The sequence below is a fragment of the Mesorhizobium sp. M3A.F.Ca.ET.080.04.2.1 genome, assembly GCF_003952525.1.
In the GTDB taxonomy this organism is placed as follows: domain Bacteria; phylum Pseudomonadota; class Alphaproteobacteria; order Rhizobiales; family Rhizobiaceae; genus Mesorhizobium.
Genome location: NZ_CP034451.1, coordinates 1732406 through 1749023, shown reverse-complemented (window position 1 = coordinate 1749023; position 16618 = coordinate 1732406). Strand labels below are relative to the sequence as shown.

The window sequence follows — 16618 nt, the reverse complement described above, 5'->3', positions numbered from 1 at the left end:
CTCACTGCTTTTCGTTCAGAATGAGTGAACGGCGCACCGCTGTCAATAATAAATAAGAGTGATTTAATTATTGACACGCGTCTCGGACTGGTGTCTGTTGGGCTGGCGTCCACGCTGGGAAAAAGGTTGGATGCGCTCGAGGCGCCGGGCTGGCCGGCGCCCGCAAAGGTTCCACTGGGAGGATATCGTGACCAAGAAATCGCTGCTGAAATCCACCGTCTTCGCGGCTGCCGGGTTGGGCTTGATGGCGTTCGCCTCGTCCGCGTCTGCCGCGGGCGTGGGCGCCTGCCTGATCACCAAGACCGACACCAATCCTTTCTTCGTCAAGATGAAGGAGGGCGCCACCGCCAAGGCCAAGGAACTCGGCGTCGACCTCAAGACCTATGCCGGCAAGATCGACGGCGACAGCGAGAGTCAGGTTGCGGCGATCGAGAGCTGCATCGCCGACGGCGCAAAGGGCATCCTGATCACCGCCTCCGATACCAAGGGCATCGTGCCGACGGTGAAGAAGGCGCGCGACGCCGGCCTGCTGGTGATCGCGCTCGACACGCCGCTCGATCCGATCGACGCCGCTGACGCCACTTTTGCCACCGACAATCTGGAAGCCGGCAAGCTGATCGGCGCCTGGGCCGCCGCCACGCTCGGCGACAAGGCCAAGGACGCCAAGATCGGCTTCCTCGATTTGACCCCGTCTCAGCCGACCGTCGACGTGCTGCGCGACCAGGGCTTCATGATCGGCTACGGCATCGATCCCAAGGACCCGAACAAGATCGGCGACGAGGATGACCCGCGCATCGTCGGCCACGACGTCACCAACGGCAACGAGGAAGGCGGCCGCAAGGCGATGGAGAACCTTCTGCAGAAGGACAACACCATCAACGTCATCCACACCATCAACGAGCCCGCCGCCGTGGGCGCCTATCAGGCGCTCAAGGCCGTCGGTCTCGAAAAGCAGGTGCTGATCGTCTCGGTCGACGGCGGCTGCCCGGGTGTCAAGTCGGTTGCCGAAGGCGTAATCGGCGCCACATCGCAGCAGTATCCGCTGCAGATGGCGGCGCTCGGCATCGAGGCGATCGCCGCCTATGCCAAGGACGGCACCAAGCCGAAGCCGACCGAAGGCAAGAACTTCTTCGACACCGGCGTCAACCTGGTGACCGACAAGCCGGCCAACGGTGTGAAGTCCATCGACACCAAGGAAGGCCTGGCCAAGTGCTGGGGCTGATGCCCGCCTGACCGGTGCGCAAAAGCTTGCGGCTGGGGACTTGATCCCCGGCCGCTTCGGGTGGACGATGCATTTTCGTATGCGCTGATAAATCCCGGCGGAAGACCGGAAGCTAGACGCGGCACGGAGCCATGACGAAGCTCCGTGAGACGGGAGGACAAATGTCGCAAATCCAGGAATTCGAGAAGGTACTCTCGGGCAGCGACACCAGCGTCGCCAGCTTTGACGAGCACGGCAAGTCGTTCGTCAAGCGCGCCCAGCATTTCCTGCATTCCACGCCGGCCGCCGTGCCGCTGATCGTGCTGGTGCTGTCGATCATCATCTTCGGCGTCGCCATCGGCGGACGGTTCTTTTCGTCCTACACGCTGACGCTGATCCTGCAGCAGATCGCCATCGTCGGCATCCTGGGCGCTGCCCAGACGCTTGTCATCCTGACCGCCGGCATCGACCTTTCGATCGGCGTGGTGATGGTGATCTCGGCCGTGGTCATGGGCAATTGCGCCGTCAGCTACGGCATGCCGACCATCCTCGCGGTGGCGCTCGGCCTTGCCGCGGGCGCGGCCTGCGGCCTGCTCAACGGGCTGCTCGTCGCTTACATGAAGCTACCGCCCTTCATCGTCACGCTGGGCACCTGGAACATCGTCATGGCCACCAACTTCATCTATTCGGCCAACGAGACGATCCGTGACGCCGATGTCGATGCCCAGGCGCCGCTGCTGCACTTCTTCGCGCTGAGTTTCAGGGTCGGCTCAGCCGTGCTGACAGCCGGCGTCATCGCCATGGTCCTCTTGGTGATGCTGCTCTGGTATGTCCTCAACCACACCGCCTGGGGCCGCCACGTCTATGCCGTCGGCGACGATCCGGAGGCGGCGAAGCTCTCGGGTATCCAGACCAAGAAGGTGTTGATGGCCGTCTATACGCTGGCCGGCCTCATCGCCGCCTTCGCGGCCTGGGTATCGATCGGCCGCAACGGTTCGATCTCGCCCTCGGCCGCCGTCACCGACTACAATCTTCAGGCCATCACCGCGACGGTGATCGGCGGCATCTCGCTCTTCGGCGGCCGCGGCTCGATCCTCGGCACGCTGTTCGGCGCCATGATCGTCGGCGTCGTCTCGATGGGCCTCAACATGCTGGGCGCCGATCCGCAATGGAAAGTGCTGCTCACCGGCGTGCTGATCATCGGCGCCGTCGCGATCGACCAGTGGATCAGAAAGGTTTCGGTGTAACCATGACTCAGCAGCCTGTCCTCACCGCGCGCAATCTCACCAAGCGCTATGGCCGAGTCACCGCGCTCAACGCCTGCGACTTCGATCTCTATCCGGGCGAAATCCTGGCCGTGATCGGCGACAACGGCGCCGGCAAGTCGACGCTGATCAAGGCGATCTCCGGGGCGGTGATCCCCGACGAGGGCACGATCGAGCTCGACGGCAAGCAGGTTCTGTTCCGCTCGCCGATCGAGGCACGCGAGGCCGGCATCGAGACCGTCTATCAGAACCTGGCGTTGTCGCCGGCGCTGTCGATCGCCGACAACATGTTCCTCGGCCGCGAGATCCGCAAACCCGGCCCGCTTGGCAGCTGGTTCCGCATGCTCGACCGGCCGGCGATGGAAAAGCGCGCCCGCGACAAGCTCACCGAGCTTGGGCTGATGACCATCCAGAACATCAGCCAGGCGGTCGAAACGCTGTCCGGCGGCCAGCGGCAGGGCGTGGCGGTGGCGCGGGCCGCCGCCTTCGGCTCGAAAGTGGTGATCATGGACGAGCCGACGGCAGCCCTTGGCGTCAAGGAAAGCCGGCGCGTGCTTGAACTCATCCTCGACGTCAAGAAGCGCGGCCTGCCCATCGTGCTCATCTCGCACAACATGCCGCATGTCTTCGAGGTGGCCGACCGCATCCACATCCACCGGCTGGGACGGCGCCTCTGCGTGGTCGATCCCAAGCAGATCTCGATGTCCGATGCCGTCGCCCTCATGACCGGCGCCAAGAAACCGCCCGAAGACGCATTGGCGGCCTGACGACGGAGGGCAAATTGCCGCAAGCCAACCGGGTAGCTTCGCAACCTAAATCGATTGAGGGTATGCTGCGTTGCAATAAAATGGGGTAGGACGATCGGCGAAAGCCGGTATGATCGGGCCATGATCACGAGAGGCAGCATGACGCGTGCAATGACATCCGAAGCCCCCGCTCTCGACCATCCCGATCCCAAGACGCTCGCCAACGAGGTGCTTCTCGCCCTCAAATACCGGCTCGGCAAGGACACCACCGTTGCTACGCCCTATGACTGGCTGACAGCCTCGATCAAGGTCGTGCGCGACCGTGTCGTCGATCAGTGGATCCAGGCGACCAAGGAGGCCTACGACAAGCAGGAAAAGCGGGTCTATTACCTCTCGCTCGAATTCCTGATCGGCCGCCTGATGCGCGACGCCTTCTCCAATCTGGGCCTGATGGAGAACATGCGCGAAGCGCTGGCCTCGCTCGATGTCGACCTCGACCTCATCGCCGCGCTCGAACCGGACGCGGCCCTCGGCAATGGCGGCCTTGGCCGGCTCGCCGCCTGCTTCATGGAAAGCATGGCGACCGTCGACATTCCCGCTCACGGCTACGGCATTCGCTACGCCAACGGCATGTTCCGCCAGGAAATCCATGACGGCTGGCAGGTCGAATTGCCGGAGACCTGGCTTGATCACGGCAATCCCTGGGAGTTCGAACGGCGCGAGCGCTCATTCGAGGTCGGCTTCGGCGGCTCGGTGGAATCGATCACCTCCAGGGACGGCCGGCTCGAACGCCACGTCTGGAAGCCGACCGAGCATGTGCTTGCCGTCGCCTATGACACGCCGGTCGCCGGCTGGCGCGCCAAGCGCGTCAACACGCTGCGGCTCTGGTCCGGCATGCCGATCGACCCGATCCTGCTCGACAAGTTCAACGCAGGCGACCACATCGGCGCGCTCGCCGAAAGCAACAAGGCCGATGCGCTGTCGCGAGTTCTCTATCCCGCCGATTCGCATATGGCCGGGCAGGAGCTCAGGCTCAGACAGGAATATTTCTTCTCCACCGCCTCGCTGCAGGACATCGTCCAGCGGCATCTCAGCCAGTATGGCGATCTGAAATCGCTGCCGGACAAGGCCGCCATCCACCTGAACGACACCCATCCCGCTGTTGCCGTGCCGGAACTGATGCGGCTCTTGATGGATGTCCACGGCATGGATTTCGACCAGGCCTGGGACGTCACCAAGCGCACCTTCGGCTACACCAACCACACCCTTCTTCCCGAAGCCCTGGAGAGCTGGCCGGTGCCGCTGTTCGAACGGCTTTTGCCGCGCCACATGCAGATCGTCTACGCCATCAACGCGCAGGTGCTGCTCGAGGCCCGCGCCACCGGAAAGTTCTCCGGCGACCAGATCGCCAGAATCTCGCTCATTCAGGAGAACGGCGACCGCCGCGTGCGCATGGGCAATCTCGCCTTCGTCGGTTCGCATTCGATCAACGGTGTCTCGGCGCTGCACACCGATCTGATGAAGGAGACGGTGTTTGCCGATCTCCACAAGCTCTACCCCGATCGCATCAACAACAAGACCAACGGCATCACGCCGCGGCGCTGGCTGATCCAGTGCAATCCGGGACTGACCGCGCTCGCCCGCGAGGCGATCGGCGACCGCTTCATGGACGACATCGAGGCGATCAAGGGCCTCGATGCGTTTGCCGGCGATGCCGCCTTCCGCGAGAAGTTCGCCGCCGTGAAGCGGCAGAACAAGACGCGCCTCGCCAATCTCGTCGCCGACCGGCTCGGCATCAGGCTCGATCCTTCGGCGCTGTTCGACATCCAGATCAAGCGCATCCACGAGTATAAGCGCCAGCTGCTCAACATCCTGGAGGCGATCGCGCTCTACGATCAGATCCGCTCGCATCCCGAGCGGGACTGGATGCCGCGCGTGAAGTTCTTCGGCGGCAAGGCGGCGCCCAGCTATCACAACGCCAAGCTGATCATCAAACTGGCCAACGATGTCGCCAAGGTCATCAATCGCGATCCGGCGGTGCGCGGCCTGCTGAAGGTGGTGTTCCTGCCGAACTACAATGTCAGCCTGGCCGAGGTGATGATGCCGGCCGCCGACCTGTCGGAACAGATCTCGACCGCCGGCATGGAGGCGTCGGGCACCGGCAATATGAAGTTCGCGCTGAACGGCGCCCTGACGATCGGCACGCTTGACGGCGCCAATGTCGAGATCAAGCAATGCGTCGGCGACGACAACATCTTCATCTTCGGTCTCACCACCGCCGAGGTCGCGCAGCGCCGCGGCAATGGCTATGATCCGCGCGGCGTGATCGAATCCTCGCCCGAACTGGCGCAGGCGGTGGCGGCGATTTCCTCCGGCGTGTTCTCGCCCGACGATCCCAACCGCTATCGCGAACTGATGAACGGCCTCTATCAGAGCGACTGGTTCATGGTGGCTGCCGATTTCGATTCCTATGCCGCCTGCCAGCGCGAGGTCGACGCCGTCTGGCGCAACAGTCCCGACTGGCAAGCCCGGGCCATCCGCAATGTCGCCCGCGTCGGCTGGTTCTCGTCCGACCGCACCATCCGCCAATATGCGAAAGAAATCTGGAACGTACCTGTCTGATATGATTGCATGAGGCCACGAACAATGTGGCCGTCCGGTGCATGTCGCCCAAAAATGCGCAGCGGTTTTGGGATTGCGGCATGCACCAGAACAAAGTCGATGCATGTCGCCCAAAAGTGCGCAGCGGTTTTGGGATTACGGCATGCACCAGAACAAAGGTGCCCAGGGAGGGCGACCGCCTGATGAGGAAGCCGCGCGCGACCGCTGCGACAAGCGGGCCGGACGGACTGGCGCCAGCCGGCGATGTCGCGGCGATTGTTGCCGGCACGCATGGCGATCCCTTTGCAATCCTGGGCGTGCATGAAGCCGGCAAGGGCTTCGTCGCTCGCTGCTTCGTGCCGAATGCCGAATCCGTCACCGCCTACACGCTGGCCGGCAAGGAGGCTGGCGAACTCGTCCGCAGCAACGACGCCGGTTTTTTCGAAGGCAGGCTTTCGATCCGCAAACGCCAGCCGCTGCGCTACCACGCGAAAAATGCCGGCGCCGACTGGTGGCTGACCGATCCCTATTCCTTCGGCCCGGTGCTCGGCCCGATGGACGACTACTATATGGCCGAGGGCTCGCATCTGAGGCTGTTCGACAAGCTCGGCGCCCATATCATCGACCATGAGGGCGCCACCGGCGTGCATTTCGCCGTCTGGGCGCCCAATGCGAAACGCGTCTCCGTCGTCGGCGATTTCAACGAATGGGACGGTCGCCGGCACACCATGCGCGACCGCAAGGACACCGGTATCTGGGAACTGTTCATTCCCGATCTAGGCGCCGGCCGGCCTTACAAGTTCGAGATCATCGCTCCCGATGGCGTCAGGCTGCCGCTCAAGGCCGACCCGTTCGCCTTCGAGTCGGAGCTGCGCCCGGCGACGGCCTCGGTGACGGCGCCGCCGATGGCGCATCGATGGGGCGACGAGGCGCACCGCAGCTTCTGGCAAAAGGCCGATCCGCGCCGCGAGGCGATCTCGATCTACGAGGTCCATGCCGGCTCGTGGCAGCTTCGCGACGACGGCACGTTCTTGAGCTGGGACGAGCTTGCCGAGCGGCTGATCCCCTATGTGGTCGACACCGGCTTCACCCACATCGAGTTCCTGCCGATCTCGGAACATCCCTTCGATCCGTCCTGGGGCTATCAGACGACCGGCCTCTATACCCCGACCGCCCGCTTCGGCGACCCGGACGGCTTCGCCCGCTTCGTCGACGGCGCCCACCGCGCCGGCGTCGGCGTCATCCTCGACTGGGTGCCGGCGCATTTTCCAGTCGACGAGCACGGGCTCGTGCGCTTCGACGGCACCGCGCTTTACGAGCATGAGGACCCGCGCCAGGGTTTTCATCCCGACTGGAACACCGCCATCTACAATTTCGGCCGTCGCGAGGTGGTGTCGTTCCTCGTCAACAACGCGCTGTTCTGGGCCGAGAAATACCATGTCGACGGATTGCGCGTCGACGCCGTCGCCTCGATGCTTTACCTCGACTATTCGCGCAAGGCGGGGGAGTGGATCCCCAACGAGAAGGGCGGACGCGAGAACCTGCAGGCCGTCGACTTCCTGCAGAAGATGAACAAGGAGCTCTACGGCCACCACCCCGGCGTGATCACCATCGCCGAGGAATCGACCTCATGGCCGAAAGTGTCGCGCCCGGTGCATGAAGGCGGGCTCGGTTTCGGCTTCAAGTGGAACATGGGCTTCATGCACGACACGCTGGAATATCTTTCCAAGGAGCCGATCTATCGCAAGCACCATCACAACGAAGTCACCTTCGGCCTGATCTACGCATTTTCCGAAAATTTCGTGCTGCCGCTCTCCCATGACGAGGTCGTGCACGGCAAGGGCACGCTGCTCCACAAGATGGCCGGCGACGACTGGCAGAAGTTCGCCACGCTGCGTGCCTACTACGCCTTCATGTGGGGTTATCCCGGCAAGAAGCTCCTTTTCATGGGCCAGGAATTCGCCCAGCGCCGCGAATGGAGCGAGGCGCGCGCGCTCGACTGGGACTTGCTGCAACACGGCCCGCATCGCGGCGTCCGCCAAGTCGTGCGAGATCTCAACTATCTCTACCGTTCGCGCCCGGCATTGCATGCGCGTGACTGCGAACCGGAAGGCTTCTCCTGGCTGATCGTCGACGATCGCGACAACTCGGTCTTCGCCTGGCTGCGCAGCGCGCCCGGCGGCAATCCGATCGCGGTCATCTCCAACTTCACGCCGGTGCCGCGCGAGAACTATCGCGTGCCGCTGCCGAAGGCCGGCGAATGGCGCGAGATCATCAACACCGATGCCGGCGATTATGGCGGCTCCGGCATGGGCAATGGCGGCATGGTCGAGGCGAGCGGAGAGGAGGGCACATCGGCGACGATGCTGTTGCCGCCGCTGTCGACGATCATGCTGGAATTCGTCGCGGACTGAAGCAGATGATATCTTATCTCGCCGCATCATCGGTCCGGGCAGCTTACTTGGGAGGGTACTGATGGCAGACACGAAACGAACCCAGCCGCTGGCACGCGATGCCATGGCCTATGTGCTGGCCGGCGGGCGCGGCAGCCGCTTGAAGGAGCTGACCGACCGGCGCGCCAAGCCTGCGGTCTATTTCGGCGGCAAGACGCGCATCATCGATTTCGCTCTGTCCAATGCGCTCAACTCCGGCATTCGCCGTCTCGGCGTCGCTACCCAGTACAAGGCGCATTCGCTGATCCGACACCTGCAGCGCGGCTGGAATTTCCTGCGGCCGGAACGAAACGAGAGCTTCGACATCCTGCCGGCCAGCCAGCGCGTCTCGGAGACCCAGTGGTACGAGGGCACGGCGGACGCCGTCTACCAGAACATCGACATCATCGAGGCCTACAACCCCGAATACATGGTCATCCTGGCCGGCGACCACATCTACAAGATGGACTACGAGCTGATGCTGCGCCAGCACGTCGACGCCAATGCCGACGTGACCGTCGGCTGCCTCGAAGTGCCGCGCATGGAGGCGACGGGCTTCGGCGTCATGCATGTGGATGCGAAGGACAACATCATCTCCTTCATCGAGAAGCCCGCCGATCCGCCCGGCATCCCCGACAAGCCGGATTTCGCGCTGGCCTCGATGGGCATCTATGTCTTCAGGACCAAGTTCCTGATGGACCAGCTGCGCCGCGATGCGGCCGAGCCGGGATCGAGCCGCGACTTCGGCAAGGACATCATCCCCCATGTCGTCCAGCACGGTAAGGCTGTCGCGCATCGCTTCGCCAAGTCCTGCGTGCGCTCGACGGCCGAGAACGAGGCCTACTGGCGCGATGTCGGAACGGTCGACGCCTATTGGGAAGCCAATATCGACCTCACCGACGTTACCCCCGAGCTCGACCTTTACGACCGCGACTGGCCGATCTGGACCTATGCCGAATTGAAGCCGCCGGCGAAATTCGTGCATGACGAGGACGGCCGGCGCGGCGAGGCGATTTCCTCGCTGGTTTCGGGCGACTGCATCATTTCCGGCGCATCGCTGCGCCGCAGCCTGATCTTCACCGGCGCGCGCATCAATTCCTATTCCAAGCTGGAAGAGGTGGTCATGCTTCCCGACTGCTATGTCGGGCGCAACGCGCATCTCAAGCGCGTCGTCATCGACCATGGCGTGCGCATTCCGGAGGGGCTTGTGGTCGGCGAGGACCCGGTGCTCGACGCCAAGCGCTTCCGCGTTTCGGAAAAGGGCATCTGCCTGATCACGCAGGACATGATCAACAAGCTGTCAAGCTGACCAGCAAGCTGTCAACCTGATGAGGTTGATCAACAAGCTTTCACTTTAAGTTGTTTTTGTGCATCTCGCTTTCCCCGAACCGTTTCACACTTTTGGGCGACATGCATTAGCAGTGGATCGTTAGCGTATGCAGGTTCTGTCGGTCACGCCCGAAATCTTCCCGCTGATCAAGACCGGCGGGCTTGCCGACGTGACCGGCGCCTTGCCGATCGCGCTCGCCGGCAAGGGTGTGGCAATGCGCACGCTCGTTCCCGGCTATCCTGTGGTGATGGACGCCTTCAAGAAAAAGAAGGCGCTCTATCAGTATCCGCTGCTGCAGGGTGGCAAGGCTTCGGTCCATGCCGTCAGGATCGGCGAGCTCGACCTCTTCGTGCTCGACGCGCCGCATCTGTTCGACCGCCAGGGTGGACCCTATGGCACCGTCTCCGGCTCCGACTGGCCGGACAACTGGCGGCGCTTCGCGGCGCTGAGCCAGGTCGGCGGCGACATCGCCGGCGGCGCCATCTCCGGCTACCAGCCCGACCTCGTCCATGCCCATGACTGGCAGTCGGCGATGACGCTCGCCTACATGCGCTACGGCAAGGCGGTCGGCGTGCCGTCGCTGATCACCGTGCACAACCTTGCCTTCCAGGGCCAGTTCGGCGCCGGCATTTTTGGCGAGCTCGGCCTGCCGGGCCCGGCCATGCAGCTCGACGGCGTCGAATATTATGGCGGCGTCGGCTATCTCAAGGCCGGGCTGCAGGCCGCCTGGGCGATCACCACGGTCAGCCCGACCTACGCGCAAGAGATCCGCTCGCCGGAGTTCGGCATGGGCCTCGACGGCCTCATCAACATGCGCGCTGTCGATCTCTACGGGATCGTAAACGGCATCGACGTCGACATCTGGAACCCCGAAACCGACAAGCATCTTGTCGCCAACTATTCGGCCGAAAAGCTCGATGCGCGCCGCCCCAACCGCAAAGCCGTCGAGGACCGCTTCAATCTCGAGAGCGACGACAGCCCGATCGTCTGCGTCATCAGCCGGCTGACCTGGCAGAAGGGCATGGACATATTGGCCGCAGTCGTCGACGGCATCGTTCAGCGCGGGGCGCGGTTGGCGGTGCTGGGTTCGGGCGATGCCGGTCTGGAAGGCTCGCTGCTAGCCGCCGCGGCGCGGCATCGCGGCCGCATCGGCGTGGTCATCGGCTATGATGAAGCGCTCTCCCACGTCATGCAGGGCGGCTGCGACGCGATCGTCATCCCGTCGCGCTTCGAGCCCTGCGGGCTGACCCAGCTCTACGGCCTGCGCTATGGCTGCGTGCCGATCGTCGCGCGCACCGGCGGGCTTGCCGACACCATCATCGACGCCAACCAGGCGGCACTTTCGGCCGGCGTCGCCACCGGCTTCCAGTTCGCGCCGAACAATGGCGGCGCGCTGCTGCATGCCATTCGCCAGTTGGTCGAGGTGCATGCCAGGCCCGCGGCCTGGGCATCGATCCAGCGCCAGGGCATGAAGGCGGACGTCTCCTGGGACAGGAGCGCCGAGAAATACGTCGAACTCTATCGCTTGCTGCTTTCCAAAAGGGTTGCCTGAGCATGATACGGACCGTCCCCACCAAGCCCTATCCCGACCAGAAGCCCGGCACCTCCGGCCTGCGCAAGAAAGTGCCGGTGTTCCAGCAAGAGCACTATGCCGAGAACTTCATCCAGTCGATCTTCGACGCGCTGGAAGGTTTTGAGGGCAAGACGCTGGTGATCGGCGGCGACGGCCGCTACTACAACCGCGAGGTCATCCAGAAGGCCATCGCCATGGCCGCCGCCAACGGCTTCGGCAAGGTGATGGTCGGGCAGGGCGGCATTCTCTCCACGCCCGCCGCCTCCAACATCATTCGCAAATACAAGACCTTCGGCGGCATCATCTTGTCGGCCAGCCACAATCCGGGCGGCCCGCACGAGGATTTCGGCATCAAGTACAATGCCGGCAATGGCGGCCCGGCGCCGGAGAAGATCACCGACGCGATCTTTGCCAAGACCAAGACGATTTCGAGCTTCAAGATCGCCGATATCGGTGAGATCGACATCGATACGGTCGGCACCGTCAGAGCCGGCGACATGACGGTCGAGATCATCGATCCGGTTACCGACTATGCCGAGCTGATGGAAAGCCTGTTCGACTTCGACGCCATCCGCGCCAATTTCAAATATGGCTTCCGCATGCGCTTCGACGCCATGCATGCGGTGACCGGGCCCTATGCCAAGGAGATTCTCGAACGCCGTCTCGGCGCGCCGAACGGCACCTGCCGCAACTTCAAGCCGCTGCCGGATTTCGGTGGCCACCATCCGGACCCGAACCTGGTCCACGCCAAGCATCTCTATGACGAGATGATGGGATCGGACGCGCCCGACTTCGGCGCCGCCTCGGACGGCGACGGCGACCGCAATCTGATCATCGGCAAGGGCATCTTCGTAACCCCGTCGGATTCGCTCGCGATGCTGGCCGCCAACGCGCATCTGGCGCCGGGCTACAAGGAAGGGCTGAAGGGCATCGCCCGCTCGATGCCGACCAGTGGCGCCGCCGATCGGGTCGCCGAGAAGCTCGGCGTCGGCATGTACGAGACTCCGACCGGCTGGAAGTTTTTCGGCAACCTGCTCGACGCCGGCATGGCGACGATCTGCGGCGAGGAAAGCGCCGGCACCGGCTCGAACCACGTGCGCGAGAAGGACGGGCTGTGGGCGGTGCTTTTGTGGCTCAACATTCTCGCCGTGCGCGGCGAGAGCTGCAAGGACATCGTCACCAAGCATTGGGAGACCTATGGTCGCAATTACTATTCGCGCCATGACTATGAGGAGGTCGAGACCGACCGCGCGAACGCATTGGTCGACGAACTGCGCGCCAAGCTCAGCTCGCTGCCCGGCACCAGCGTACGTGGCATGAAGATCGCCAGCGCCGACGACTTCGCCTATCACGATCCCGTCGACGGCTCGGTGAGCAAAAACCAGGGCATCAGGATTCTATTCGAGGGCGGCTCGCGCGTCGTCTTCCGCCTCTCCGGCACCGGCACGTCCGGAGCGACGCTGCGCGTCTATATCGAGCGCTATGAGCCCGACAAGAGCCGCCACGGTCTCGATACCCAGGAAGCGCTCGCCGACCTCATCGCCGCCGCCGACGACATCGCCGGCATCAAGAGCCACACCGGCCGCAACAAGCCGAGCGTGATTACTTGAGGGTGGTGTTGCGCGGCTCCCCCTTCTCCCCTTGTGGGAGAAGGTGTCGCCGAAGGCGACGGATGAGGGGTGCTCCAGCTTGGCGCAACCCGGTGGTCGGACTGCCGGTGCTTCATTTCTTCCAACACCCCTCATCCGTCTCGGCGCTGAGCGCCGATCCACCTTCTCCCACAAGGGGAGAAGGGGAGGCGCTTGCTTGACCAACCTCGGCGCAACCATCACTCCCGAAGGCACCCGCTTTGCCGTCTGGTCGTCGTCGGCGAGGCGCCTGTGGGTCTCGATTTTCGACGATGCCGGCGCGCGCGAGATCGAGCGACTGGAACTGAAGCCGGAAGGCGAAGGCCTGCATGCGCTCTTTGTCTCCGGTCTGGCCGAAGGCACCCGTTACGGTTTGCGCGCCGACGGCGACTATGCGCCCGAGCGCGGCCTTTGGTTCGATCCGGACAAGCTTCTCGCCGATCCTTATGCCGCCGAGATCGACCGGTCCTATCAATACCACTGGCGACTTGCCGCCAAACGCAACGAGGGTGCCGATACGGCACCATTGATGCCGAAGACAGTAGCGTGTGCGCCTCCGCAGCCGCTCCTCGCGGGCCCACCATTGTTCCAGCCCGGCGGCCTGATCTACGAGCTCAACGTCCGCTCCTTCACCAAGCTGCATCCGGACGTGCCGCAGGCGCAGCGCGGCACCATCGCGGCGCTCGCCCATCCGGCCGTGATCGAGCATCTGAAGCGTCTCGGTGTCTCCGCTGTCGAGCTCATGCCCATCACCGCTTCCATCGACGAGCGGCATCTCCCGCCGCTGGGGCTCAGCAACGCCTGGGGTTACAACCCCGTCACCTTCATGGCGATCGACCCACGGCTGGCTCCCGGCGGCCTGCAGGAGTTGCGCGACACCGTTGCCGCGCTGGGCGAAGCGGGCGTCGGCACCATCCTCGACCTCGTCCTCAACCACACCGGCGAAAGCGACAGGTTGGGCCCGACGCTGTCGCTGCGCGGCCTCGACGCTGAGGCCTATTTCAGGCACCAGCCGGACGGCCGATTGGTAAACGACACCGGCACCGGCAACACCGTCGCCTGCGATCATCCGGCCGTGCAGCAGATGGTGCTCGACACGCTGCGCCATTTCGTCCGCCATGCCGGCGTCGACGGTTTTCGCTTTGACCTTGCGCCGGTGCTTGGCCGGGTCGACGGCGCCTTCGACCCGAGTGCGCCGCTGCTCCAGGCCATCGCTGGCGATCCCGTCCTGGCCGACCGGGTGCTGATCGCCGAGCCGTGGGATATTGGTCCTAACGGCTACCAGCTCGGCAATTTTCGGCCGCCATATCTGGAATGGAACGACCGCTGCCGTGACGATGTCAGGCGCTTCTGGCGCGGCGATTCCGGCGCAGTCGGTGCTTTAGCCACCCGGCTTGCCGGCTCCTCCGACGTGTTCGGCAAGGATGGGCAGCCGGTGAGCCGCAGTGTCAATTTCATCGCCGCGCATGACGGCATGACGCTGGCCGACATCGTCGCCTATGAACGCAAGCACAACGCGGCCAATGGCGAGCAGAACCGTGACGGCCACAATGACAATCTGTCCTGGAACAACGGCGTCGAGGGCGAGACCGATGACACCGCGGTCGCCAAGGCTCGCTTCAATGACCAATGCGCGCTGCTTGCCACGCTCTTTGCCTCGCGCGGCACCATCATGCTTACCGCCGGCGACGAGTTCGGCCGCAGTCAGAAAGGCAACAACAACGCCTATGCGCAGGACAATGCCGTCACCTGGGTCGACTGGGCCGGCCGCGATCAGGCGCTGGAGCAGTACACGGCAGCGCTGTCGGCACTGCGCCGCGCTTTTCCGGTGCTCTCGGATACGCGATTCCTGACCGGAAAGCCGGCAGATGGTTCAGACATTCCGGACGTCGTCTGGCTGACCGAGACGGGCGCGCCGCTTGGCGATGGCGACTGGCATGATCCGGCGCGACATCGCCTCGTCATGCTGCTCGGCGACAGCGGTGGCGGCCGCCTTGCCGTCATCATCAATGGCGACCGCCGGCAATGCCTCTTCACCTTGCCGGTCCGGGATGGTTTCGAGTGGCGGCCGGCGATCGAAGCGCAGCCGGTCGATATTGCGCGGCCGCTCGCCGGCCGCAGTGTGAGTTTGATGATCGAGCAGCGGGCCGAAAAGGCCCGCGCCAGGAAGGGTTCGTGATGGCTGCGGGCAATGCCGAACGAGAGGCCGAATGGTGGCGCGGCTGCGTCATCTACCAGATCTATCCGCGCTCCTTTCAGGACTCGACCGGCGACGGCAGCGGCGACCTCAAGGGCATCACCGCGCGGCTCGCCCATGTCGCTTCGCTCGGGGTCGATGCCATCTGGCTCTCGCCCTTCTTCAAGTCGCCCATGGCCGACATGGGCTATGACGTGTCGGATTACCGCGACGTCGATCCGATGTTCGGCACGCTGGAGGATTTCGACGCCTTGGTTGCCGAGGCGCACCGGCTCGGCCTGAAACTCATCATCGACCAGGTGATCTCGCATTCGTCGGACAAGCACGAATGGTTCGTGGAGAGCCGGGCCGGCGACGACAGTGCCAAGGCCGATTGGTATGTCTGGGCCGACGCCAAACCGGACGGCAGTGCACCAAACAACTGGCAATCTCTCTTCGGTGGCCCAGCCTGGGAATGGGATGCCACGCGCCGGCAATACTACATGCACAATTTCCTGGCCGCGCAGCCGGACCTCAACTTCCACAATCCGGAAGTGCAGGACGCGCTGCTCGACACCGTGCGCTTCTGGCTGGAGCGCGGCGTCGACGGCTTCCGGCTCGACACGGTCAACTATTATTTCCATGACCGTTGGCTGCGCGACAACCCGCCGCTCGCCGCGAGCGTCGCCGGCACCAATGGCGCAACCACTACCTATGCCTTCCAGGAGCATCTCTTCGACAAGACGCGGCCGGAAAACCTCGATTTCCTGAAACGCTTCCGCGCGCTGCTGGACGAGTATCCCGATCGCGCCGCCGTCGGCGAGGTGGGAGATGAGGACCGATCGCTGCAGACGCTTGCCGCCTACACGTCCGGCGGCGACAAGCTGCAGATGTGCTACACCTTCGACCTGCTCGGTCCGCAATTCTCGGCCGCGCATGTGCGCGGCTGCGTCGAGGCGTTCGAGAATGCGGTTGCCGACGGTTGGGTTTGTTGGGCCTTCTCCAACCACGACGTTGTCCGCCACGTCAGCCGCTGGACGCGGCCAGGAGAAAATCCGGATGCGGTGGCTAAATTCTCGATAGCTCTGCTTGCCTGCCTGCGCGGCTCGATCTGCCTCTACCAGGGCGAAGAGCTTGGGCTGGACGAAGCCGAGCTTGCCTATGAGGACCTGTGCGATCCGCTGGGCATCCGCTTCTGGCCTGGCGTGAAGGGCAGGGACGGCTGCCGCACGCCGATGGTCTGGGAAGCGGGCGCCGAGAACGGTGGCTTCTCTACCGCCAAGCCATGGCTGCCGGTTCCGCAGGCGCATCGTGACCGCGCAGTCTACGTGCAGAACGGCGAGGAGCGGTCGGTCCTTGCCGCCTATCGGTCGATCCTGGCCCTGCGCAAGCGCCATGCTGCGCTGGTTGGCGGCTCGATCCGTTTTCTCGACGCCGAGGGCGATGTGCTGGCGTTCGTCCGCGAGCGCGATGGTGAAAGTCTGTTGTGCCTCTTCAATTTTGCCGCCGCGGACGCTGGCTGGGCTCTGCCGCCCGATATTGCTGTCGTCGAACCGATCGAACTCGCGGTGGATGCTGGCGGAGTTCTTGACGAGGGGGTGCTTGCGCTGCCGGCCTTGGGCTGCTTCCTCGGACGGATCGCCTGATCACGCCGCCGGAGTAGATT

At 64.0% G+C, this 16618-nt stretch carries 10 protein-coding genes; all 10 read left to right on the top strand.

Annotated features, from left to right (window positions below):
• The first annotated feature begins 244 nt into the window (after positions 1–244).
• The 10 genes from EJ074_RS08585 (at position 245) to EJ074_RS08540 (ending at position 16598) form a co-directional block, all read left to right on the top strand.
• Positions 245–1222, top strand: a complete 978-nt coding sequence (locus EJ074_RS08585) for a sugar ABC transporter substrate-binding protein (RefSeq protein ID WP_165350059.1) — start codon at positions 245–247, stop codon at positions 1220–1222.
• A 161-nt stretch (positions 1223–1383) separates the two neighbouring features.
• On the top strand, positions 1384–2448 hold the full coding sequence (locus EJ074_RS08580) for an ABC transporter permease (protein WP_129553011.1): 1065 nt from the start codon (positions 1384–1386) through the stop codon (positions 2446–2448).
• A 2-nt stretch (positions 2449–2450) separates the two neighbouring features.
• Positions 2451–3233 (top strand): ATP-binding cassette domain-containing protein, encoded by a 783-nt coding sequence (locus EJ074_RS08575; RefSeq protein ID WP_095805619.1) that lies wholly within the window; start codon positions 2451–2453, stop codon positions 3231–3233.
• A 138-nt stretch (positions 3234–3371) separates the two neighbouring features.
• Positions 3372–5834, top strand: coding sequence for a glycogen/starch/alpha-glucan phosphorylase (locus tag EJ074_RS08570; RefSeq protein ID WP_129553010.1), 2463 nt, complete (start codon positions 3372–3374; stop codon positions 5832–5834).
• Positions 5835–6016: 182 nt separating this feature from the next.
• On the top strand, positions 6017–8227 hold the full coding sequence (gene glgB, locus EJ074_RS08565) for a 1,4-alpha-glucan branching protein GlgB (protein WP_129553009.1): 2211 nt from the start codon (positions 6017–6019) through the stop codon (positions 8225–8227).
• 61 nt (positions 8228–8288) lie between these two features.
• Complete coding sequence (glgC, locus tag EJ074_RS08560) at positions 8289–9554, top strand: glucose-1-phosphate adenylyltransferase (RefSeq protein WP_095805620.1); 1266 nt, start codon at positions 8289–8291, stop codon at positions 9552–9554.
• Between the two features lie 127 nt (positions 9555–9681).
• The gene (gene glgA / locus EJ074_RS08555) at positions 9682–11127 is read left to right on the top strand and encodes a glycogen synthase GlgA (RefSeq protein ID WP_129553008.1); all 1446 of its coding nucleotides are present in this window, start codon (positions 9682–9684) and stop codon (positions 11125–11127) included.
• 2 nt (positions 11128–11129) lie between these two features.
• The gene (locus tag EJ074_RS08550; RefSeq protein WP_129553007.1) at positions 11130–12758 is read left to right on the top strand and encodes an alpha-D-glucose phosphate-specific phosphoglucomutase; all 1629 of its coding nucleotides are present in this window, start codon (positions 11130–11132) and stop codon (positions 12756–12758) included.
• Between the two features lie 196 nt (positions 12759–12954).
• On the top strand, positions 12955–14955 hold the full coding sequence (glgX, locus tag EJ074_RS08545) for a glycogen debranching protein GlgX (protein WP_129553006.1): 2001 nt from the start codon (positions 12955–12957) through the stop codon (positions 14953–14955).
• Positions 14955–16598, top strand: a complete 1644-nt coding sequence (locus EJ074_RS08540; protein WP_129553005.1) for an alpha-glucosidase — start codon at positions 14955–14957, stop codon at positions 16596–16598. The genes glgX and EJ074_RS08540 overlap by 1 nt, the downstream gene beginning before the upstream one ends.
• The last annotated feature ends 20 nt before the right edge of the window (positions 16599–16618 follow it).